Here is a 17,353-nt window from a genome sequence, read left to right on the forward strand (position 1 = left end):
GCGAAGCTGTAACTTCGCGCCCCACCCAACGATCAACTACACCCGCTCGTCCCCCCGCAGGTGTTGCACTTCATGCAGGTTCCGTTGCGCACCAGGGTATAGTTCCCGCATTCCCCGCACGGATCGCCCTCGTACCCCTGCATCTTGGCCTTCATGCGCAGGTCCATGGCCGCGGGTTCGGCCGACAGGATGGCCGTCGCCGACACCCCCGCCTGCAACACCATCAGATCCTGGGGCAAACGCTTGCGCAGGTATCCTGCGCTGCTGATCTGCTTCAGCATGGTCAGGGATTTCAGTTCCGACTGCTCGCTGACCGGGGCCATGTTCAGCCCTTCGCGCTCGCCGCCGCCCATGTCGTCGAAGCGGGCGCCTTCCGGCTTCACATGGGCCAGGTCGGTGCGATCCAGATAGGACACCGCCAGTTCGCGGAAGACATAATCCAGGATCGAGGTCGCGTTCTTGATGCTGTCATTGCCCTGCACCATGCCCGCGGGCTCGAAGCGGGTGAAGGTGAAGGCGTCCACGAACTCCTCGAGCGGCACGCCATATTGCAGGCCCACGGACACTGCGATGGCAAAGTTGTTCATCATCGCCCGGAAGCCCGCGCCTTCCTTGTGCATGTCGATGAAGATTTCGCCCAAGCCGCCGTCATCATATTCGCCGGTCCGAAGATAGACCTTGTGCCCGCCTACGACCGCCTTCTGGGTATAGCCCTTGCGGCGTTGCGGCAGTTTCTCGCGGTGGCTCCGCACGGCCTCCTTGACGATGATCCGCTCGACGATCTTTTCGGCGATGACGGCAGCCTTTTCCTGCGCGCTGCCGTTTGCAAGGATCTCCTCGGCTTCCTCGTCATCCTCAACCAGGGCGGCGGCGAGGGGTTGGGACAGCTTGGAGCCGTCGCGATACAGCGCATTGGCCTTGATGCCCAGCGACCAGGACAGCTCGTATGCCGCAAGCGCATCGGCGATGGTCGCGGTATTGGGCATATTGATCGTCTTGGAAATCGCGCCCGAGATAAAGGACTGTGCCGCTGCCATCATGCGGATGTGGCTTTCGACCGACAGGTAGCGCTTGCCGGTCTTGCCGCAGGCATTGGCGCAATCGAAGACCGGCAGGTGTTCGCCCCGCAGATGCGGCGCGCCTTCCAGCGTCATCGTGCCGCAGACATGGTCGTTGGCGGCGTCAATCTGGCCCTTGGTGAACCCCAGGTGGCGCAGCAGGTCGAAGGTCGGATCGGCCAGCTTGTCCGCCGGGATGCCCAGCGTGCCCTTGCAGAAATCCTCGCCCAAGGTCCACTGGTTGAAGACGAAGCGGATGTCGAAGGCGGTGGCCAGCGATGCCTCGATTTTCCCGATCTCGGCCTGGCCAAAGCCATGGCCTGTCAGCGCGGTGTGGTTGATGAAGGGCGCGTTGCCCAAGGAGGCATGGCCCACGGCGTAGGCCACGATCTCCTCGACCTGCGCGGGGGCATAGCCAAGCTTGGTCAGGGCCGCCGGGACCGACTGGTTGATGATCTTGAAGTAACCGCCGCCTGCCAGCTTCTTGAACTTGACCAGGGCAAAGTCAGGCTCGATCCCCGTGGTGTCGCAGTCCATGACCAGGCCGATGGTGCCGGTGGGCGCGATCACCGTGGTCTGGGCATTGCGATACCCGTGATCCTCGCCCAGGGCCAGGGCCTCGTCCCAGGCCTGCCGCGCGATGGCGACAAGGCGGGCGTCGGGACAGTTGTCGGCATCCAGGTCCACCGGGGCCACGTTCACCGCCTGATAGGCGCCGGTGCCGTGGGCTGCGGCGCGATGGTTGCGGATCACCCGCAACATATGGCCCGCGTTCTTCGCATAGCCGGGGAAGGCGCCCAGTTCGGCGGCCATCTGCGCGCTTGTCGCATAGGCGACGCCGGTCATGACAGCGGTCAGCGCACCACACAGCGCGCGCCCCCCGTCGCTGTCATATCCCAGGCCCATGTTCATCAACAGGCCGCCGATATTGGCGTAACCCAAGCCCAGCGTGCGGAAATCATAGCTGCGCTGCGCGATCTCCTTGCTGGGGAACTGCGCCATCAGCACGCTGATCTCCAGCGTGACGGTCCACAGCCGCGTGGCGTGGACATAGGCATCGGCGTCAAACCGGCCGTCCGCGAAGAAGGTCAGCAGGTTCATCGAAGCCAGGTTGCAGGCCGTGTCGTCCAGGAACATGTATTCGCTGCACGGGTTGGACCCGCGGATCGGCCCGTCCTCGGGGCAGGTGTGCCAGGCGTTCACCGTGTCATGGAACTGGATGCCGGGATCGGCGCAAGCCCAGGCTGCGTGACCCACCTGGTCCCACAGTTCCCGCGCGCTGATGGTCTTGGCGACCTTGCCGTCGGTGCGCCGCAGCAATTCCCACGGCGCGTCGTCGCGCACGGCCTGCAGGAAGGCATCCGTCACCCGGACCGAGTTGTTCGAGTTCTGGCCCGAGACGCTGACATAGGCCTCGGAATCCCAATCCGTGTCATAGGTCGGGAATTCGATGCTGTCGAAGCCTTGGCGCGCGTATTGCAGGACGCGGTTGATATAGGTTTCCGGGATCATCGCGCGCTTGGCGGCACGGATCGCGGATTTCAGGCCGTCGTTCTGCGCGGGGTCCGTTTCGCCGTCACCTTCGCGGATGGCGGCGAAGATGTCGTTCAGCCGCGCCTCGTGCGCCTTGGACCCGGCGACCAGGGATGCGACCTTCTGTTCCTCGATGACCTTCCAATTGATGAAGGCCTCGATATCGGGGTGATCCATGTCGCAGATCACCATCTTGGCCGCGCGGCGCGTTGTGCCGCCCGACTTGATCGCACCCGCAGCCCGGTCGCCGATCTTGAGGAACCCCATCAGGCCCGATGACTTGCCGCCACCCGACAGCCGTTCCCCCTCGCCGCGCAGGGAAGAGAAGTTGGTGCCGGTGCCCGATCCGTATTTGAACAGCCGCGCCTCGCGGACCCACAGGTCCATGATGCCGCCTTCGTTGACCAGGTCGTCGCTGACCGACTGGATGAAGCAGGCGTGCGGCTGGGGATGTTCATAGGCGCTGTCGGATTTGACCAGCTTGCCGGTCTTGTGATCGACATAGAAATGCCCTTGGCTCGGGCCGTCGATGCCGTAAGCCCAATGCAGCCCGGTGTTGAACCATTGCGGGCTGTTCGGCGCGGCCATCTGCCGGGCCAGCATGAAGCGCATCTCGTCGTGATAGGCGCGGGCGTCTTCCTCGGTGGTGAAATAGCCGCCCTTCCAGCCCCAATAGGTCCAGGCGCCTGCCAACCGGTCAAAGACCTGCCGCGCGCTTGTCTCGCCGCCGTGACGCTGGTCGGCGGGCAGGGTTGCCAAGGCTTCCTCATCGGCCACGCTGCGCCACAGGAATTCGGGCACGCCCTTTTCCTTGACGCGCTTCAGCCGCGCCGGGATGCCCGCCTTGCGGAAGTACTTCTGCGCGATCACGTCGCTGGCGACTTGGCTCCATCCCTTGGGGACCTGGACCTGGTCATTACGAAAGACGGTGGTGCCGTCGGGGTTGCGGATTTCGCTGGTGGTCGTCGCAAAGACGATGTCGCCATAGGCGCCCCCAGCAGGGGTGGTGAAACGCCGTTCGATCTTCATGCCCATAGCCCTTTCATGTCGTCCCTCGTTCCGCGACTTGCGCCAGGCGACACGAGGCCGCCCCATCGCAAATGCGATGGGTCAGGGCAGGAGGCTGCCCGACAGGTCTGAAACCGCGAAGCGACGGGTCTTGGTGATTATGGCTCACCTTCCACCACATCTGGTGTGACCAACGCCGCAGACCACAAAACTGATCCTATTGAGAGATCAGCGCAACGTTTTTTATCTGTGGATAATGTGACGAGAACGGTTGACTCGACCCCCGCAGCGGGTCGCAAGGATTCGTTCACAGCCAATGGCCGGGGCCAGTCGTCAACAAGGGCGGCGCGGCGATATAGGATGCAGGGGCAGGGGGTTAGGCAGACCTGTCCCAAGGTTGTCCACAGCCTTGTCCCGGGGTCGTCCGGCAGTTTTGCACAGCCGATGCAAACTTGTCACAATCGGCGGGCAATCATGGCTGTGGAAGAATGTGCCCCCTGTCGGTGACGACCAGATCCAGGGGCTGATCAAAGGGATCGGCCGGGATATCGGGCAGTTCCTGGACCGCAAAGGCCAGGCCGATCGCGGTGACTTGTCCCGATTCCCGCAGCATTTGCAGGGTCCGGTCGTAATAGCCTCCGCCATAGCCGATGCGGTTTCCCCGCCGGTCGAACCCCGCAAGCGGCACGATCAACACCGTCGGCGACAGAACGGGCTGCGAATCAGCGGGATGAGAGGTGCCAAAGGGGCCGGGCACCAGTGGCTCGCCCTGCCAGCGGCGAAAGACCAGCGGCACGGCCTTGCCGGGCACGACCGGCAGGCAGACGGGACCGTCATGGGTCGCCATGGCGGGGCGGGGGTCGGGTTCGCCCCGCATCGGCCAGTATCCGGAAAGGATCTTGCCCCCGTGCGGGGCAAGGGCAGCGATCAGGTGCCGGGTCAGCGCATCCCCATCGCCGCCCGCTGCGCGGGCAGCCAGGGCGCGGGCGCGCAGGGCGGATTTGTCCATGTCGGTCACAGCAGCATCACCGTTGCAAGGCCCAGAAAGGCGAAGAAGCCCACCACATCCGTCACCGTGGTCACAAAGGTGGGCGAGGCAAGCGCCGGATCCGCGCCCAGCCTTTCCAGCGTCAGCGGCACGAGGATCCCGGCCACGGCGGCAATCGTCAGGTTGATGATCATCGCCAGCCCGATCACCGCGCCCAGGCCAAAGCTGCCGAACCAGAAATAGGTGACGGACCCGATGGCCAGCCCGAAGATTGCGCCGTTCAGCAGGCCCACCACCGCTTCCCGCCGGATGACCCGGACCGAGTTGTCCTTGGTCAGATCCTTTGTCGCCAGGCCACGCACCGCGACCGTCAGCGTCTGTGTTCCCGCATTGCCGCCCATGGAGGCCACGATGGGCATCAGCACGGCAAGCGCGACCAGTTGCGCGATGGAATTCTCGAACAGCCCGATCACGGATGCCGCGGCCACCGCCGTCAGGATGTTGGTGGCAAGCCAGGGCACCCGCCGCCGGGCGGTCTGCATCACGCTGTCGGTCAGGCTCGATTCGTCGCCCACCCCGGCCAGGCGCAGGATGTCTTCCTCGTGTTCCTCGTCCAGGACGGCCATGGCGTCGTCGATGGTGATGATGCCCACCAGCCGGTCGTCGCGGTCCACCACGGGGGCGGAAATCAGGTGATACTGGTTGAAGACATAGGCCACGTCCGCTTCCTCGGCAAAGGCGCCGATGGTGCGGAAGCTGTCTTCGGTGATGTCGCGCAAAAGGGTCGCGTGGCTGGATGCCAGCAACCGTCCCAGCGTGACATAGCCCAGCGGGTGACGGCGCGGATCGACCAGCACGATGTGATAGAACTGCTCGGGCAGCCAATCCTCGGATTGCAGAAAGGCCACGGCCTCGCCCACGGTCCAGTGTTCGGGGGCGGTCACGACCTCGGACTGCATCAGGCGGCCGGCGGAGTATTCGGGATAGGCCAGCGACTGCTGGACCGCCGCCCGGTCGGTCGCGTCCAGGGCCGCCAGGATTTCCTGCCGTTCTGGTTCGTCCATGTCCTCGATCAGGTCGACGACATCGTCGCTGTCCATCTCGCGGACGGCATCGGCGATGACCTCGGGCGGCAGTTGCTCGATCACCTCGTCGCGGATCGCCTCGTCGATCTCGGACAGGATTTCGCCGTCGATCTCGCCCGAATAAAGGGTCAGGAAGGCACGGCGCTCGGCCGGGGTCAGGCGTTCGATGATGTCGGCGATGTCGGCGCCGTGCATCGGTTCCAGCAATGTGTTCAGCAGGCCCGCGTCGCCCGCCCCGATGGCCGCGTCGATCCGGTCCAGCAAGTCGCGGCCCGGCATGAATTCGTCGCCGTCGGAGAACTGATCGTCGGGGATGGGCGTCTGGTCGGTCATGCGCCACCCCCGTTCAGCAAAAGAAGCGCCTCGCGGTGCAGGGCAGGCGAGGCGGCGGCGATCACCTGTCCCCCGTGATGCGCCGGTCCGCCCTGCCAGTCGGTGACAATGCCGCCCGCCGCCTGGACCACTGCCAGCGGCCCGGCGATGTCATAGGATTGCAGTCCGGCCTCGATCACCAGGTCCACCTGGCCCAGGGCCAGCAGGGCATAGGCATAGCAGTCCAGCCCGTATCGCGTCAGCCGCACCTGCCCCGCGACGCGGCGAAAGGCTGCGGCCTCATCCGGTGTCCCGACCTCGGGATAGGTCGTCAGCAGCGTCGCCCCGGCCAGTTCGACCCTGCGCACCGCAAGGGGGCGTTCTCCGGCATCGCTGATCAGGCGGGACTGGCCCAATCCGCCCTCGAACCGTTCGCGGATATAGGGCTGGTCGATCAGGCCATAGATGATGTCCTGCCCGTCCCAGACCCCGATCAGCACCCCCCAACTGGCCGCACCGCACAGAAAGGCGCGGGTGCCGTCGATGGGATCCAGGATCCAGGTGAGGCCGCTGGACCCCGGGGTCGTGCCAAATTCCTCGCCCAGGATGGCATCGTCTGGCCGCAGCCGGGCCAGCACGTCCCGCATGGCGCGTTCGGCAGCGCGGTCGGCTTCGGTCACGGGATCAAAGCCGGTCTGCCATTTGTTGTCAGCGGCCAGGTTGGTGCGAAAGAACGGCAGGATGGCCGTGCGGGCGGCATCGGCCATCCGGTGCGCCGTGTCGATGATGTGCTGCGCGTCCTGCATGGCTGCCCCTTGGTCCGATCCAAGGGCAGGACTAACCCGAACGGGGTTGTCCTGCCAGTGGCGGCGCAAGGGATTTGGCAGCGGAACCGGTGTCAGGCGCGTGACGGGAACTGGTCCCGCACCTGACCGGGGATCAGGCAGCGTCCGACAGGACGCGGGCCAGTTCGAAGATCTGGCGGCGCTGCGCGACCGGCATCGTGTAATAGGCGCGCACCAGCTGCAGCGCCTCCTTGTCGGCCAGGATGTCGCCCGCGACGCCGTCGGGGATGTCGCCTTCGTGCAGCCCTTCGAAGAAGAAGCTGACCGGCACATCCACCGCGCGCGCGATGTCCCAAAGGCGCGACGCCGACACGCGGTTCATGCCGGTTTCGTATTTCTGGATTTGCTGGAACTTGATCCCGACCTTGTCGGCCAGCTGCTGTTGCGTCATCCCGATCATCCAGCGACGATGGCGAATCCGCTTGCCAACATGAACATCAACACCGTGTTTCATCGTTACCACCTCATGCAATCTAAGGAAGCACTATCTTAACCTTTCTCAATTTTCGAGTGTTAACCTGGTTAACGGCCCCGTTCCTGACCAAAAAGACAGGTCCGGCGCGCGGGTCGGCGGGCAGTAGATAAGGGGATGAAGGATTTGACGAAAACTTCCATGTCCGATGGTCCGGGGATGATTCGGGTCGCCCTGGTCGAACAACTGGGGGGTGAACCGGCGCTCAGGCGGCGGTCCGCGCCTCAGGCGGGGCCGGGGCAGGTGTTGGTGCGCCTGCGGGCGGCGGCGCTGAACTTTGCCGACCTGCTGAAGGCGCAGGGCGAATATCAGGAACGCCAGGATCCGCCCTTTGTCCCCGGCCTCGAAGGCGCGGGCGAGGTGATGGAAGCGCCCGGCGACAGCGGCTTGCGCCCGGGCGATCGGGTGGCCGTCCTGGCGCCGGGAACGCTGGCCGAACAGGTGGCGGTTCCCCCCGGCGCCTGCACCCCGATCCCCGCGGCCATGAGCTTTGAACAGGCCGCCGGGTTCCAGATCGCCTATGGCACCAGCCACCTGGCGCTTGCCGGTCGCGCGACGCTTCAGCCGGGCGAGGTTCTGGCCGTGCTGGGTGCGGCCGGCGGCGTGGGTTTGACGGCGGTCCAGATCGGGTGCGCCATGGGCGCCCGCGTGATTGGCGTGGCGCGCGGGCAGGACCGGCTGGACGTGGTGCGCGGGGCGGGGGCCGATACCGTCATCGACAGCGCCGACTGTCCCGATCTGAAAGCATCGCTGCGGGATTTGGGCGGGGCCGATGTGGTTTATGACGCCGTGGGCGACAGCGCCGGAGAGGCGGCGTTCCGCGCGATGAACCCCGGCGGGCGTTTCCTGGCCATCGGTTTCGCGGGGGGCAAGCCGCCGGTGCTGCCGCTGAACCATGCCCTGGTCAAGAACATCGCCATCCATGGGTTCTATTGGGGTGGCTATGCGAAACTGGACCCCCAGGCCGTGTCGGACAGCATGAAGGCCCTGTTCGGGATGTTCGGCGACGGCCTGCTGTCCCCCGTGCTGGGCGATGTGATGCCCCTGGACCGCATTGGGGATGCCTTTGACCTGCTGCGCAGCCGCAAGTCGGTCGGCAAGATCGTCGTCACCTTGTAACATCTGCGTAAAACTGTGCCGGTCGGGCCCCTTACCGGCATTGAATCAGGGGCGTTTCATGCCAATATGGTGGCCATACGCCGGCAGTGCCCGGCCTGTCTCATAGGGAGAGATCGATGGCAGATTACAACACGTACCGCACCACGCAGAGCATCGGCGCCCGCCAAGCGGTCGTTGACGAAGGGCTGCGGGCCTACATGAACAAGGTTTATGGGCTGATGGCGGTCGGCATGGGTGTAACCGCCGTCGCGGCCTATGGCGTCAGCACCGCTGCCGTCGATGCGTCGGGCCAGCTGACGCAGCTTGGCTATGCGATCTATGCCTCGCCCCTGAAATGGGTGATCATGTTCGCGCCGCTGCTGATGGTCTTCGCCTTCGGAGCGGCGCTGAACCGGCTGTCCACGCAGGCCGCGACCATCATGTTCTATGCCTTTGCGGCGTTGATGGGCCTGTCGATCAGCTCGATCTTCCTAGTCTATACCGATATGTCGATCGTGCAGACCTTTGTGGTGACGGCCATTGCCTTTGCGGGCCTGTCGCTGTGGGGCTATACCACGAAAAAGAACCTGTCGGGCTGGGGCACCTTCCTGATCATGGGCGTGATCGGCCTGATCGTGGCGTCGATCGTGAACATCTTCCTGCAATCCTCGGCGATGCAGTTTGCGATCTCGGTCCTGGGCGTGCTGATCTTTGCGGGTCTGACCGCCTATGACACGCAGCGCATCAAGAACACCTATCTGGAACTGGCTGGTTCTGACCGGGACTTCATCGGCAAGACCGCCATCATGGGCGCGCTGAGCCTTTATCTGAACTTCCTGAACCTGTTCATGTTCCTGCTGCAGTTCATGGGCAATCGCGAGTGATCTTCGCAAACGCCTGACTGCATCGAACCCCCGCCTGACCGGCGGGGGTTTTTCGTTGCGCAAGCCCCGTCTTGCGTGCCGGTGCGTGGCCGGAACGGCAGGCCGCAGGCGGTTGGCCTGCCCACGGGGATGGGCTAAGCCCGCCGCCAGAATCATCACAAGAGAAGACGATGGGCTATTTTCCAACCTGGCGCCCGGCCACAGGCGCGACGGTTCTTCCCGACGAACAGCTGCCATGGGCCGCAGCCGTCCCGATGAGCGTGCAGCATCTGCTGGCCATGTCGGGATCGACGATCCTGGCGCCGCTGATCATGGGATTCGACCCGAACGTGGCCGTGTTCTTTTCCGGCATCGGCACGCTGCTGTTCTTTTTCATCACCGGGGGGCGGGTGCCCAGCTACCTGGGATCGTCCTTTGCCTTCATCGCCGTGGTCATGGCCGCGACGGGCTTTGCGGGCGGCGGGACAAACCCGAACATCGGCGTGGCCCTGGGCGGGATCATCGCGGCAGGGCTGGTCTATGCGGTGATCGGCCTGATCGTGATGGCGGCAGGCACCGGATGGGTGGAACGGCTGATGCCGCCCGCCGTCACCGGGGCCATCGGGGTGTCCATCGGGCTGAACCTGGCGCCCGTTGCCGTAGGGCAGTTGAAGGGCAGCATGGCGCATCTGGGCATCGCGCTTGCCACCGTGCTGTGCATGGCGATGGTGTCGGCCTATGGCACGCGTACGACGCGACGGATCGCGGTGCTGATCGCGCTTGCCTTCGGATATGGGCTGGTGCTGGTCTTGGGCAACGGCGCGGGCATCGTGCCGGGCATCGACTTTGCCCGGGTGGGGCAGGCGCCCTGGTTCGGGATGCCCAATTTCACCGCGCCGAAATTCGACTGGACCGCGATCAGCATGATCGCCCCCGTGGCCATTGTCCTGGTGGCCGAGAACCTGGGTCATATCAAGGCGCTTGGCGCGATCACCGGGCAGAACATGGACCGTTACATCGGGCGCGGCTTCCTGGGCGACGGACTTGCCACGATGATCGCCGGGGCAGGGGGCGGGACTGGGGTCACGACCTATGCCGAAAACATCGGCGTCATGGCGATGACCCGCGTTTATTCGACGCTGATCTTTCCAATAGCGGCCGTGGCCGCGATCATCCTGGGCCTGTCGCCCAAGTTCGGCGCGATCCTGCAGACCATCCCGGCGCCGGTGCTGGCGGGGCTGGCCGTGTCGGTGTTTGGCCTGATCGCCAGCGCCATGGCGCGCATCTGGGTCGATAACCGGGTGGATTTCTCGGACCCGCGCAACCTGTTCACGGTGGGCGTGGCGCTGATCCTGGGGGCGGGGGATTTCACCGTCACCATCGGCGGCTTTGCCCTGGGCGGCATCGGCACGTCGACGCTGGCCGCCCTGGTGATCTATCAGCTTCTGGGCATCGGCCGCGACCGGCGCGCGGCCTGATCCCCCTCAGGCCTCGGCAAGCTGCGACACCAGCAGCTTGTCGATCCGGCGGCCGTCAAGGTCCACCACCTCGATCTGCCAGCCCGACACGGTGATGCGCGCACCAACGTCAGGCAGCACGCCCGCGCGGTCCAAAACCAGGCCCGCGACGGATTCATAGCTGCGATCGTCGGGCAGGCTGATGCCGATCATCTCGGCGAACTCGTCCGCAGGCATCCAGCCCGCCACCAGCCAACTGCCGTCGTCGCGCTGCACGGCCTTGGGTTCGTCGTCGCCGGGTTCTGGGAAATCGCCCGCGATTGCCTCCAGCAGGTCCATCGCCGTCACGAGGCCTTCGAAATGGCCGTATTCGTCATAAACCAGCAGCATATGGGCGGGGCTGGCCTTCAACTCCTCGATCACGTTCAGGGCGGGCAACCCTTCGCGGATCACCGGCACCTCCTGCACCAGGGGGCGCAGGTCGGTCACATCCCCGGACAAGAGATCGCGCAGGGTGATCACCCCGATGATGTTGTCGTCGGATCCGTCGCGCACCAGCAGGCGCGACCGGCGGCTGTCGCGGAACCGTTGCAGAACCTCGGCCGAGGGATCGGCCACATCGACCGTCTCGACCTCGTGGCGGGGCGTCATCAAGCCACGGGCGGACCGGTCGGCGATGCGCATGACGCCTGCGATCATCTCGGTCTCGGCGGGTTCGATCACGCCTGCGGTGCGCGCCTCGGACAGCATGACGCGGATTTCCTCGTCCGAGATGCCGCGGTCGGATTCGCCGGATTGCCCCAGCAGGCGCAGAACGACATTGCCCGACTTGTCCAAGATCCAGACGATCGGCGCGGCGATGCGCGAAATGAACAGGATCAGCGGCGAAATGCGGCTGGCGACCCCTTCGGGCGACCGCAGGGCGATCTGCTTGGGGACCAGCTCGCCGATGATGAGCGACAGATAGGTGATCAGCACGACCACGCCGCCGACGCCCAAGGCCTGGGACAGCGCAGGCGAAAGCCCGTTGGCGATCAGCAGCGCCGACAATCGCGCGCCAAGCGTCGCCCCCGAGATCGCGCCCGACAGCACCCCCACCAGGGTGATGCCGATCTGCACGCTGGACAGGAAACGGCCCGGTTCGGTTCCCAGATCCAGGGCGATTTCGGCCCCCCGGCTGCCTTCGGCGGCCATGACCTTCAACCGCGCGGGGCGGGCGGACACGATGGCCAGTTCCGACATGGCCAGGACGCCGTTGAACATCGTCAAAAGCAGGACGATGAGAATTTCCAGAAGCATCGGTTCACTTTATCCAACATGTCAGGCTTTTCGCAATCTGCACGATGCGCGCGCCGGTGCAAAGGCATGAAGGCGCCTGCCGGACAGAATCAGCAGGCAAGGCGCCCCTGCGGACGCCTTGCCGGTGGTTTCGCGTTATTCCCCCGCCGTCTGCGAGGAAATCGCTTCGGGTTTGTTTCCGTTGGTTTTCCACAGGGAAAACACGACGCCCGCGCCCAGGATCGCAAACGTGATGCCCAGCGACCAAGTGGGCGGGAATTTTTCCCAACCCATCAGGTCGGCGATGAAGATCTTGGACCCGATGAACACCAGCAGCAGCGACAATGCGTATTTCAGATAGGCAAAGCGGTGCAGGATCGCGGCAAGCGCGAAATACAGCGCCCGCAGGCCCAGGATCGCGAAGATGTTCGAGGTATAGACGATATAGGGATCGGTCGTGATCGTGAACACGGCAGGCACCGAGTCCACGGCAAAGACCAGATCCGCGATCTCGATCATCACCAGGGCCAGCAGAAGGGGCGTGGCAAAGCGGACAAGCTTGCCGGTCTTGGGATCGGGCCGCTTGACGATGAAGCTGTTGCCATGCAGCTCGTCGGTCACGCGAAAGCGTTTGCGCATGAACTGGACCAGCTTGTTGCCGCTGAGGTCATGGGATGCCTCGTCGACGAACAGCATCTTGATGCCGGTAAAGATCAGGAAGACCGCGAACACATACAGCACCCAGCTGTAATGTTCGACAAGGGTCGCGCCCAGGCCGATCATGATGCCGCGCAGCACGATCACGCCCAGGATACCCCAGAACAGCACGCGGTGCTGGTATTCGCGGGGAATGGCGAAGAAGCCGAAGATCAACGCGATGACAAAGATGTTGTCCATCGCCAAGGTCTTTTCGACCACAAAGGCCGTCAGGTACTGGGCGGCGGGTTCGGTCCCCATTTGCCAATAAACAAAGCCCGCGAATGACAGGCCCAGGATGATATACATGGCCGACATCCGCAGGCTTTCCGCCACGCCGATCTGGTGGTTGTCCTTGTGCAGCACGCCCAGGTCAAAGGCCAGAAGCGCGACCACCACGCCAATGAACAGCAGCCACATCCACAGCGGCTTGCCCAGGACCATCAATAACAGAAATTCCATCTTGCCCTCATCGTTGCTGGTTATGCTTCGATGCCAAGGGCTTCGTGAAACAGGGCCAATTGCATCGAGCACGCTCGATGCGGTTCCGACATCACGACATCGACTGTCGCCAGAGGGGCCCGGTTCCGCTGCGTGCAGAAGTGGCGCGGAGCGTCGCGGATTGCAAGGGGGATATCACGAAATCGTTTGCAAGCCGGCGGGGGCAGAGGCAATTTCCGCCCAAGTCAGCGACAGAGGGCCGCACATGGAACGGGCAGAACTGGCATCCGGGGGCGACGGGACATGGCTGCATGATCCGCGTCATCGCGCCTATCTGGTCCGCGATGCCGCGCGGTTGCTGGATTTCTTCGACGCAAGCGCCGGGCCGGATAGTGGTTTCGTCATGCTGGACCACGCGGGGCAGCCCGTGCCGGGCAGCGTGCAGGAACTGCACGCGACGACGCGGCTGGTCCACTCCCACGCCCTGGGCCACCTGGCCGGGCGCCCGGACCGGGCGGGCATCATCGACCGGGGGATGGACAGCCTTTGGCGCGGGCATCGCGACGACCGGCAGGGTGGCTATGTCTGGTCACTGCGCGGCGGGGCGGTGGCGGACGGGACCAAGCTGGCCTATGGCCATGTCTTCGTGCTGCTGGCCGCATCCAGCGCAAGACTGGCGGGCCACCCGGACGCCGACCGCCTGCTGGCCGACATTTCGCAAGTGCTGGACGATCGGTTCTGGGACGCCCGGGCGGGGCTGTTCTGCGACGAATTCACCCGCGACTGGCAGGTCTTTTCGACCTATCGCGGCATGAACGCCAATATGCACGGGGTCGAGGCATTGCTGGCCGCCCACGAGGCCACGGGCGAGGGGGAATACCTGCGCCGCGCGGGCGGGATCCTGGATTTCTTCATCAGCGGGCAGGCCGCCGCGCATGGTTGGCGCATCCCGGAACATTACGATGCCGATTGGCGGCCCGATCCCGCATACGAGGGCAACCCGATGTTCCGCCCGGCCGGCACCACGCCTGGGCATTCCTTTGAAATGGCGCGGTTGCTGCTGCAATACTGGGATCTGGCGGGGCGGCCGGATACAGAGGCCCCCGAACAGGCGCGGCTGCTGGTGGATAGGGCGCTGCGCGACGCCTGGCTGCCGGGGGGCGGGCTGGCCTATACGCTGGACGCAAGCGGCGGCGTGGCCCGGGCCGATCGTTACTGGTGGCCCGTGACCGAGGCGATCGGGGCGCTTGCGGCGCTGATCAAGCTGGACCCGCGCCCCGAGGACGAGGACTGGTATCGCCGGCTGTGGCGCTTTGCCGATGCGCATCTGATCGACCATGACCGGGGCGGCTGGTTCCCGGAACCGGACGGCCCGGCAGCACGCGGGCAGTTCGCAGGCAAGCCCGACATCTATCACGCCTTGCAGGCGGACCTGTTTCCTCTGTTTCCCGGCCTGTCGCGCCTTTCCGCCGCCCTGGCACAGGCCAAGCCCCTGAATTCCTGATCCGGGGGTGCAATTCCTGTTCTTGGTCTTATCTACGCCCTGAACGGACAGGCAAGGACAAGACGACCGGATGCTTCAGCAAAGTGGTTTCGCAGGCCCGATCCTGCACTTTCGGGGCTGCGATGCCGATGGCGTCCATCTTGCGGCGATTACCGTCCGGCCCGAGGCCGCGCCCCCGCCCGGCGCGGTCACGACAGGGGGCGGGGCGGTGCAGCCCGTGCTGCTGGCCCAGGTTGCCGGGTTGTCGGTCTGGCGGCATGATTTCACCTTGACCGAGGCCGAGGGGGGATATGCCCTGGACGGGCGCGATCATCCCGTCGCCACACGGCTGGACGGCGATGTCCGCCTCGCCTTCGTATCCTGCAACGGTGAGGAAAACGGCGATCTGGACCGCGACGGGGCGGAACGCAACCTGATGTGGGCGCGGCTGCGGGCCGATCATGCCCGCGCGCCCTTTGCCCTGCTGCTGCAAGGGGGCGACCAGATCTATGCCGACGAGGCGACGCACGGCCACCCCCTGTCCGACGGCTGGCCCGACCGGATCCCCGACGATCCCGCGCCTGCTGATCTGGACGGCCTGACGCGCCATCTGGAACGCCGGTTCGTCCAGCGTTACCTGATGGTGCTGGCGGCGGAGGGCTGCGCCGACCTGTTCGCCAGCGTGCCGTCCTTGTCCGTCTGGGACGATCACGACATCTGCGACGGCTGGGGTTCGCTGCCGGAAAGCCGCACGGGTTCTGCGGTGGGGCAGGCGCTGTTCGCGGTGGCGCGGCGAATGTATCTGCTGTTCCAGCATGGTGCGACCGATGCCGATGTGCCCGCGCTGTTCATGGATCCGACCGGCCGGAACCTTTGCTGGCGGCGCGATCTGCCGGGGGTCACGCTGTTCGCCCCCGACCTGCGGTCGGAACGCCGCCGCCACCGGGTGATGGGGGATGCGGGCTGGCAGGCGGTCGAATCGCTGCGGCCCGCGGGCGATCATGTCTTCATGCTGTCCAGCGTGCCGTTGCTGGGACCGCGCCTGTCGCTGGCCGAGACGCTGCTGATGGCGATCCCCCGGATGCAGCATTACGAGGACGACCTGCGCGACCAGTGGCAAAGCCACGCGCACCGTGACGAATGGCGCCGGATGCTGTCCCAGGTCCTGCGGATGCGCAAGGCAGCGCCGGTCACGATCCTGTCGGGCGAGATCCACCTGGCCACCCGGGCCGAGATGGGACCAGGGGAAACCCTGATCCACCAGCTTGTCGCGTCAGGCATTTCGCACCGCGCGCCGCCCAGGGGCTATGCCCGGGCACTGGGATTGTTCGCGGGCTTGGGGGACGCGCCCTTGCAGGGCCACCCGATCCGCATCAAGCCGCTGCCGGGCCAGAAGCATCGCTATGTCGCGGAACGCAACTATCTGGTGCTGGACCGCCGGGCAGGGCGGTGGCAGGCGGTCTGGCATCTGGAAGACAGCGGCCTGACCCCGCCGCTGGCGCTGGACTAGCGTTCCAGGATCAGCAGGTCGCCCTCGAAGCTGACGCGGGCAAAGGTGCGTAGATAGGACATCCCCAGCAGCGACCCGTCCAGGTCGGCGCCGATCACCCAGGCCCGGACATTGCGGTCCAGGATGTCGCCGATGGCGATCTCGTCGATGGTGACGGGAGCCGTCTGGACCCGGCCGTTCGCGGTCATGGCGGTGCCGACATAGGCCAGGCCGTCCGGGTCAAGCCCCACGCGCCGCGCATCCGCCGGGCCAAGCGCGATCGAGGATGCGCCGGTATCGACCATGAACCGCACGGGTTCCCCGTTCACCTGCGCGGTCAGGTGGAAATGGCCGTCGCGGCCCACCGGAATCTCGATCCGGCCGCCTTCCAGAACCTGCTGGCGGGGGGCGTTGCCCTCGATATACCAGTCCGCGGCCAGGGTGGCGCCGGCAAAGATGACCGCCCACAGCATGAGTTGGCGCAGCACCTGCCCGCCGCGCCCCGCAAGCTCAAAGATCATCGCCCCGCCGATCACCAGCAGCAGGACGCCATAGAAAACCAGTTGCATCGTGTCGTCGTCGGTCATGGAAACAACCCCGATCCCTTCAGCCCGTCGATCACGAACTGCACCGAAAGCGCGGCCAGCAGCATCCCCAGCAGCCGCGTGACGACCATCACCCCCGTGCGGCCAAGCGCATGGGCCAGGGGCGTGGCGACGACAAACAGCACCATCGCGATGGCCAGAACCGACAGCATCACCAGGTTCACCATGACCAAGTGGCCGATCCCCGGCGCCTCGCCCATCAAAAGGATCATCGTGGCAAGCGCCCCCGGTCCCGCCAGCAGCGGCATGGCCAGCGGAAAGACCGACGGGTCGTGGTGCAGCGGATCGCCGTCGCCCTGGTTCTCGCGCCGCTCGGTCCGGCGCTCGAACAGCATGTCAAGCGCCGTCAGGAACAGCAGCAATCCCCCTGCGATGCGGAAGGCGGAAATCGAGATGCCGATGGCCCCCAGGATCGATTCGCCCGCCAGCCCGAAGATCGTCATCAGCACGGCCGCGATCACTAGGGCGCGAAACCCGATGCGGCGGCGCTGCGCCGCACCCATCCCCGGCGTCAGCGCGATAAAGACCGGCGCCAGCCCCACGGGGTCGATCACCACGAACAGCGTGACAAAGGCGGTCAGATACAACGACAGATCCATGACCGCCTTATCGCCCGCACGCCCGGCCCTGCCAAGCCGGGCG

The 17,353-nt window shown here is 65.4% G+C and carries 14 protein-coding genes; 5 read left to right on the forward strand and 9 right to left on the reverse strand.

What is annotated here, in order from left to right:
• Positions 1–32: 32 nt before the first annotated feature.
• From Q5701_RS10445 to Q5701_RS10465, 5 genes are all read right to left on the reverse strand, one after another.
• On the reverse strand, positions 33–3,620 hold the full coding sequence (locus Q5701_RS10445; protein WP_306755173.1) for a vitamin B12-dependent ribonucleotide reductase: 3,588 nt from the start codon (positions 3,618–3,620) through the stop codon (positions 33–35).
• 451 nt (positions 3,621–4,071) lie between these two features.
• The gene (locus tag Q5701_RS10450) at positions 4,072–4,608 is read right to left on the reverse strand and encodes a 5-formyltetrahydrofolate cyclo-ligase (RefSeq protein WP_306755392.1); all 537 of its coding nucleotides are present in this window, start codon (positions 4,606–4,608) and stop codon (positions 4,072–4,074) included.
• Positions 4,609–4,613: 5 nt separating this feature from the next.
• The gene (gene mgtE / locus Q5701_RS10455) at positions 4,614–6,005 is read right to left on the reverse strand and encodes a magnesium transporter (RefSeq protein ID WP_234855206.1); all 1,392 of its coding nucleotides are present in this window, start codon (positions 6,003–6,005) and stop codon (positions 4,614–4,616) included.
• On the reverse strand, positions 6,002–6,790 hold the full coding sequence (locus tag Q5701_RS10460) for an inositol monophosphatase family protein (protein ID WP_306755174.1): 789 nt from the start codon (positions 6,788–6,790) through the stop codon (positions 6,002–6,004). Before Q5701_RS10460 ends, mgtE begins: the two co-directional genes overlap by 4 nt.
• A 133-nt stretch (positions 6,791–6,923) precedes the next feature.
• The gene (locus tag Q5701_RS10465; RefSeq protein WP_306755175.1) at positions 6,924–7,283 is read right to left on the reverse strand and encodes a helix-turn-helix domain-containing protein; all 360 of its coding nucleotides are present in this window, start codon (positions 7,281–7,283) and stop codon (positions 6,924–6,926) included.
• A gap of 159 nt (positions 7,284–7,442) precedes the next feature.
• Between Q5701_RS10465 and Q5701_RS10470 the strand changes: the two genes are divergently transcribed.
• From Q5701_RS10470 to Q5701_RS10480, 3 genes are all read left to right on the forward strand, one after another.
• On the forward strand, positions 7,443–8,420 hold the full coding sequence (locus tag Q5701_RS10470; RefSeq protein WP_306755176.1) for an NADPH:quinone oxidoreductase family protein: 978 nt from the start codon (positions 7,443–7,445) through the stop codon (positions 8,418–8,420).
• Between the two features lie 116 nt (positions 8,421–8,536).
• On the forward strand, positions 8,537–9,283 hold the full coding sequence (locus Q5701_RS10475) for a Bax inhibitor-1/YccA family protein (RefSeq protein WP_306755177.1): 747 nt from the start codon (positions 8,537–8,539) through the stop codon (positions 9,281–9,283).
• 170 nt (positions 9,284–9,453) lie between these two features.
• Entirely contained in the window at positions 9,454–10,740 is a 1,287-nt protein-coding gene (locus tag Q5701_RS10480) for a solute carrier family 23 protein (protein ID WP_306755178.1), read from the forward strand.
• 6 nt (positions 10,741–10,746) lie between these two features.
• On the opposite strand, the gene Q5701_RS10485 is transcribed toward Q5701_RS10480, so the two are convergent.
• Positions 10,747–12,018, reverse strand: a complete 1,272-nt coding sequence (locus Q5701_RS10485) for a hemolysin family protein (RefSeq protein WP_306755179.1) — start codon at positions 12,016–12,018, stop codon at positions 10,747–10,749.
• A gap of 135 nt (positions 12,019–12,153) precedes the next feature.
• A complete protein-coding gene (locus tag Q5701_RS10490; protein WP_306755180.1) occupies positions 12,154–13,155 on the reverse strand; it encodes a TerC family protein in 1,002 nt (333 codons plus the stop codon).
• 244 nt (positions 13,156–13,399) lie between these two features.
• On the opposite strand from Q5701_RS10490, the gene Q5701_RS10495 reads away from it, so the two are divergent.
• Both Q5701_RS10495 and Q5701_RS10500 read left to right on the forward strand, forming a co-directional pair.
• Entirely contained in the window at positions 13,400–14,638 is a 1,239-nt protein-coding gene (locus Q5701_RS10495; RefSeq protein WP_306755181.1) for an AGE family epimerase/isomerase, read from the forward strand.
• Positions 14,639–14,708: 70 nt separating this feature from the next.
• Complete coding sequence (locus Q5701_RS10500; protein WP_306755182.1) at positions 14,709–16,127, forward strand: alkaline phosphatase D family protein; 1,419 nt, start codon at positions 14,709–14,711, stop codon at positions 16,125–16,127.
• On the opposite strand, the gene Q5701_RS10505 is transcribed toward Q5701_RS10500, so the two are convergent.
• Entirely contained in the window at positions 16,124–16,693 is a 570-nt protein-coding gene (locus tag Q5701_RS10505; RefSeq protein WP_306755183.1) for a retropepsin-like aspartic protease family protein, read from the reverse strand. The two genes, Q5701_RS10500 and Q5701_RS10505, sit on opposite strands and share 4 nt — an antisense overlap.
• Complete coding sequence (locus Q5701_RS10510) at positions 16,690–17,310, reverse strand: MarC family protein (protein ID WP_306755184.1); 621 nt, start codon at positions 17,308–17,310, stop codon at positions 16,690–16,692. The genes Q5701_RS10505 and Q5701_RS10510 overlap by 4 nt, the downstream gene beginning before the upstream one ends.
• Between the last annotated feature and the right edge of the window lie 43 nt (positions 17,311–17,353).

The organism is Paracoccus actinidiae, from assembly GCF_030863885.1.
GTDB classification, from domain to species: Bacteria; Pseudomonadota; Alphaproteobacteria; order Rhodobacterales; family Rhodobacteraceae; genus Paracoccus; species Paracoccus everestensis.

What these genes read in the sequence shown, in the direction of transcription:
- Q5701_RS10475 (WP_306755177.1), top strand. Translation starts at nt 8,537, where the DNA reads ATGGCAGATTACAACACGTACCGCACCACGCAGAGCATCGGCGCCCGC.
- Q5701_RS10505 (WP_306755183.1), bottom strand. Translation starts at nt 16,693, where the DNA reads ATGACCGACGACGACACGATGCAACTGGTTTTCTATGGCGTCCTGCTG.
- Q5701_RS10510 (WP_306755184.1), bottom strand. Translation starts at nt 17,310, where the DNA reads ATGGATCTGTCGTTGTATCTGACCGCCTTTGTCACGCTGTTCGTGGTG.
- Q5701_RS10470 (WP_306755176.1), top strand. Translation starts at nt 7,443, where the DNA reads ATGTCCGATGGTCCGGGGATGATTCGGGTCGCCCTGGTCGAACAACTG.
- Q5701_RS10500 (WP_306755182.1), top strand. Translation starts at nt 14,709, where the DNA reads ATGCTTCAGCAAAGTGGTTTCGCAGGCCCGATCCTGCACTTTCGGGGC.
- Q5701_RS10445 (WP_306755173.1), bottom strand. Translation starts at nt 3,620, where the DNA reads ATGAAGATCGAACGGCGTTTCACCACCCCTGCTGGGGGCGCCTATGGC.
- Q5701_RS10460 (WP_306755174.1), bottom strand. Translation starts at nt 6,790, where the DNA reads ATGCAGGACGCGCAGCACATCATCGACACGGCGCACCGGATGGCCGAT.
- Q5701_RS10480 (WP_306755178.1), top strand. Translation starts at nt 9,454, where the DNA reads ATGGGCTATTTTCCAACCTGGCGCCCGGCCACAGGCGCGACGGTTCTT.
- Q5701_RS10465 (WP_306755175.1), bottom strand. Translation starts at nt 7,283, where the DNA reads ATGAAACACGGTGTTGATGTTCATGTTGGCAAGCGGATTCGCCATCGT.
- Q5701_RS10450 (WP_306755392.1), bottom strand. Translation starts at nt 4,608, where the DNA reads ATGGACAAATCCGCCCTGCGCGCCCGCGCCCTGGCTGCCCGCGCAGCG.
- mgtE (WP_234855206.1), bottom strand. Translation starts at nt 6,005, where the DNA reads ATGACCGACCAGACGCCCATCCCCGACGATCAGTTCTCCGACGGCGAC.
- Q5701_RS10490 (WP_306755180.1), bottom strand. Translation starts at nt 13,155, where the DNA reads ATGGAATTTCTGTTATTGATGGTCCTGGGCAAGCCGCTGTGGATGTGG.
- Q5701_RS10495 (WP_306755181.1), top strand. Translation starts at nt 13,400, where the DNA reads ATGGAACGGGCAGAACTGGCATCCGGGGGCGACGGGACATGGCTGCAT.
- Q5701_RS10485 (WP_306755179.1), bottom strand. Translation starts at nt 12,018, where the DNA reads ATGCTTCTGGAAATTCTCATCGTCCTGCTTTTGACGATGTTCAACGGC.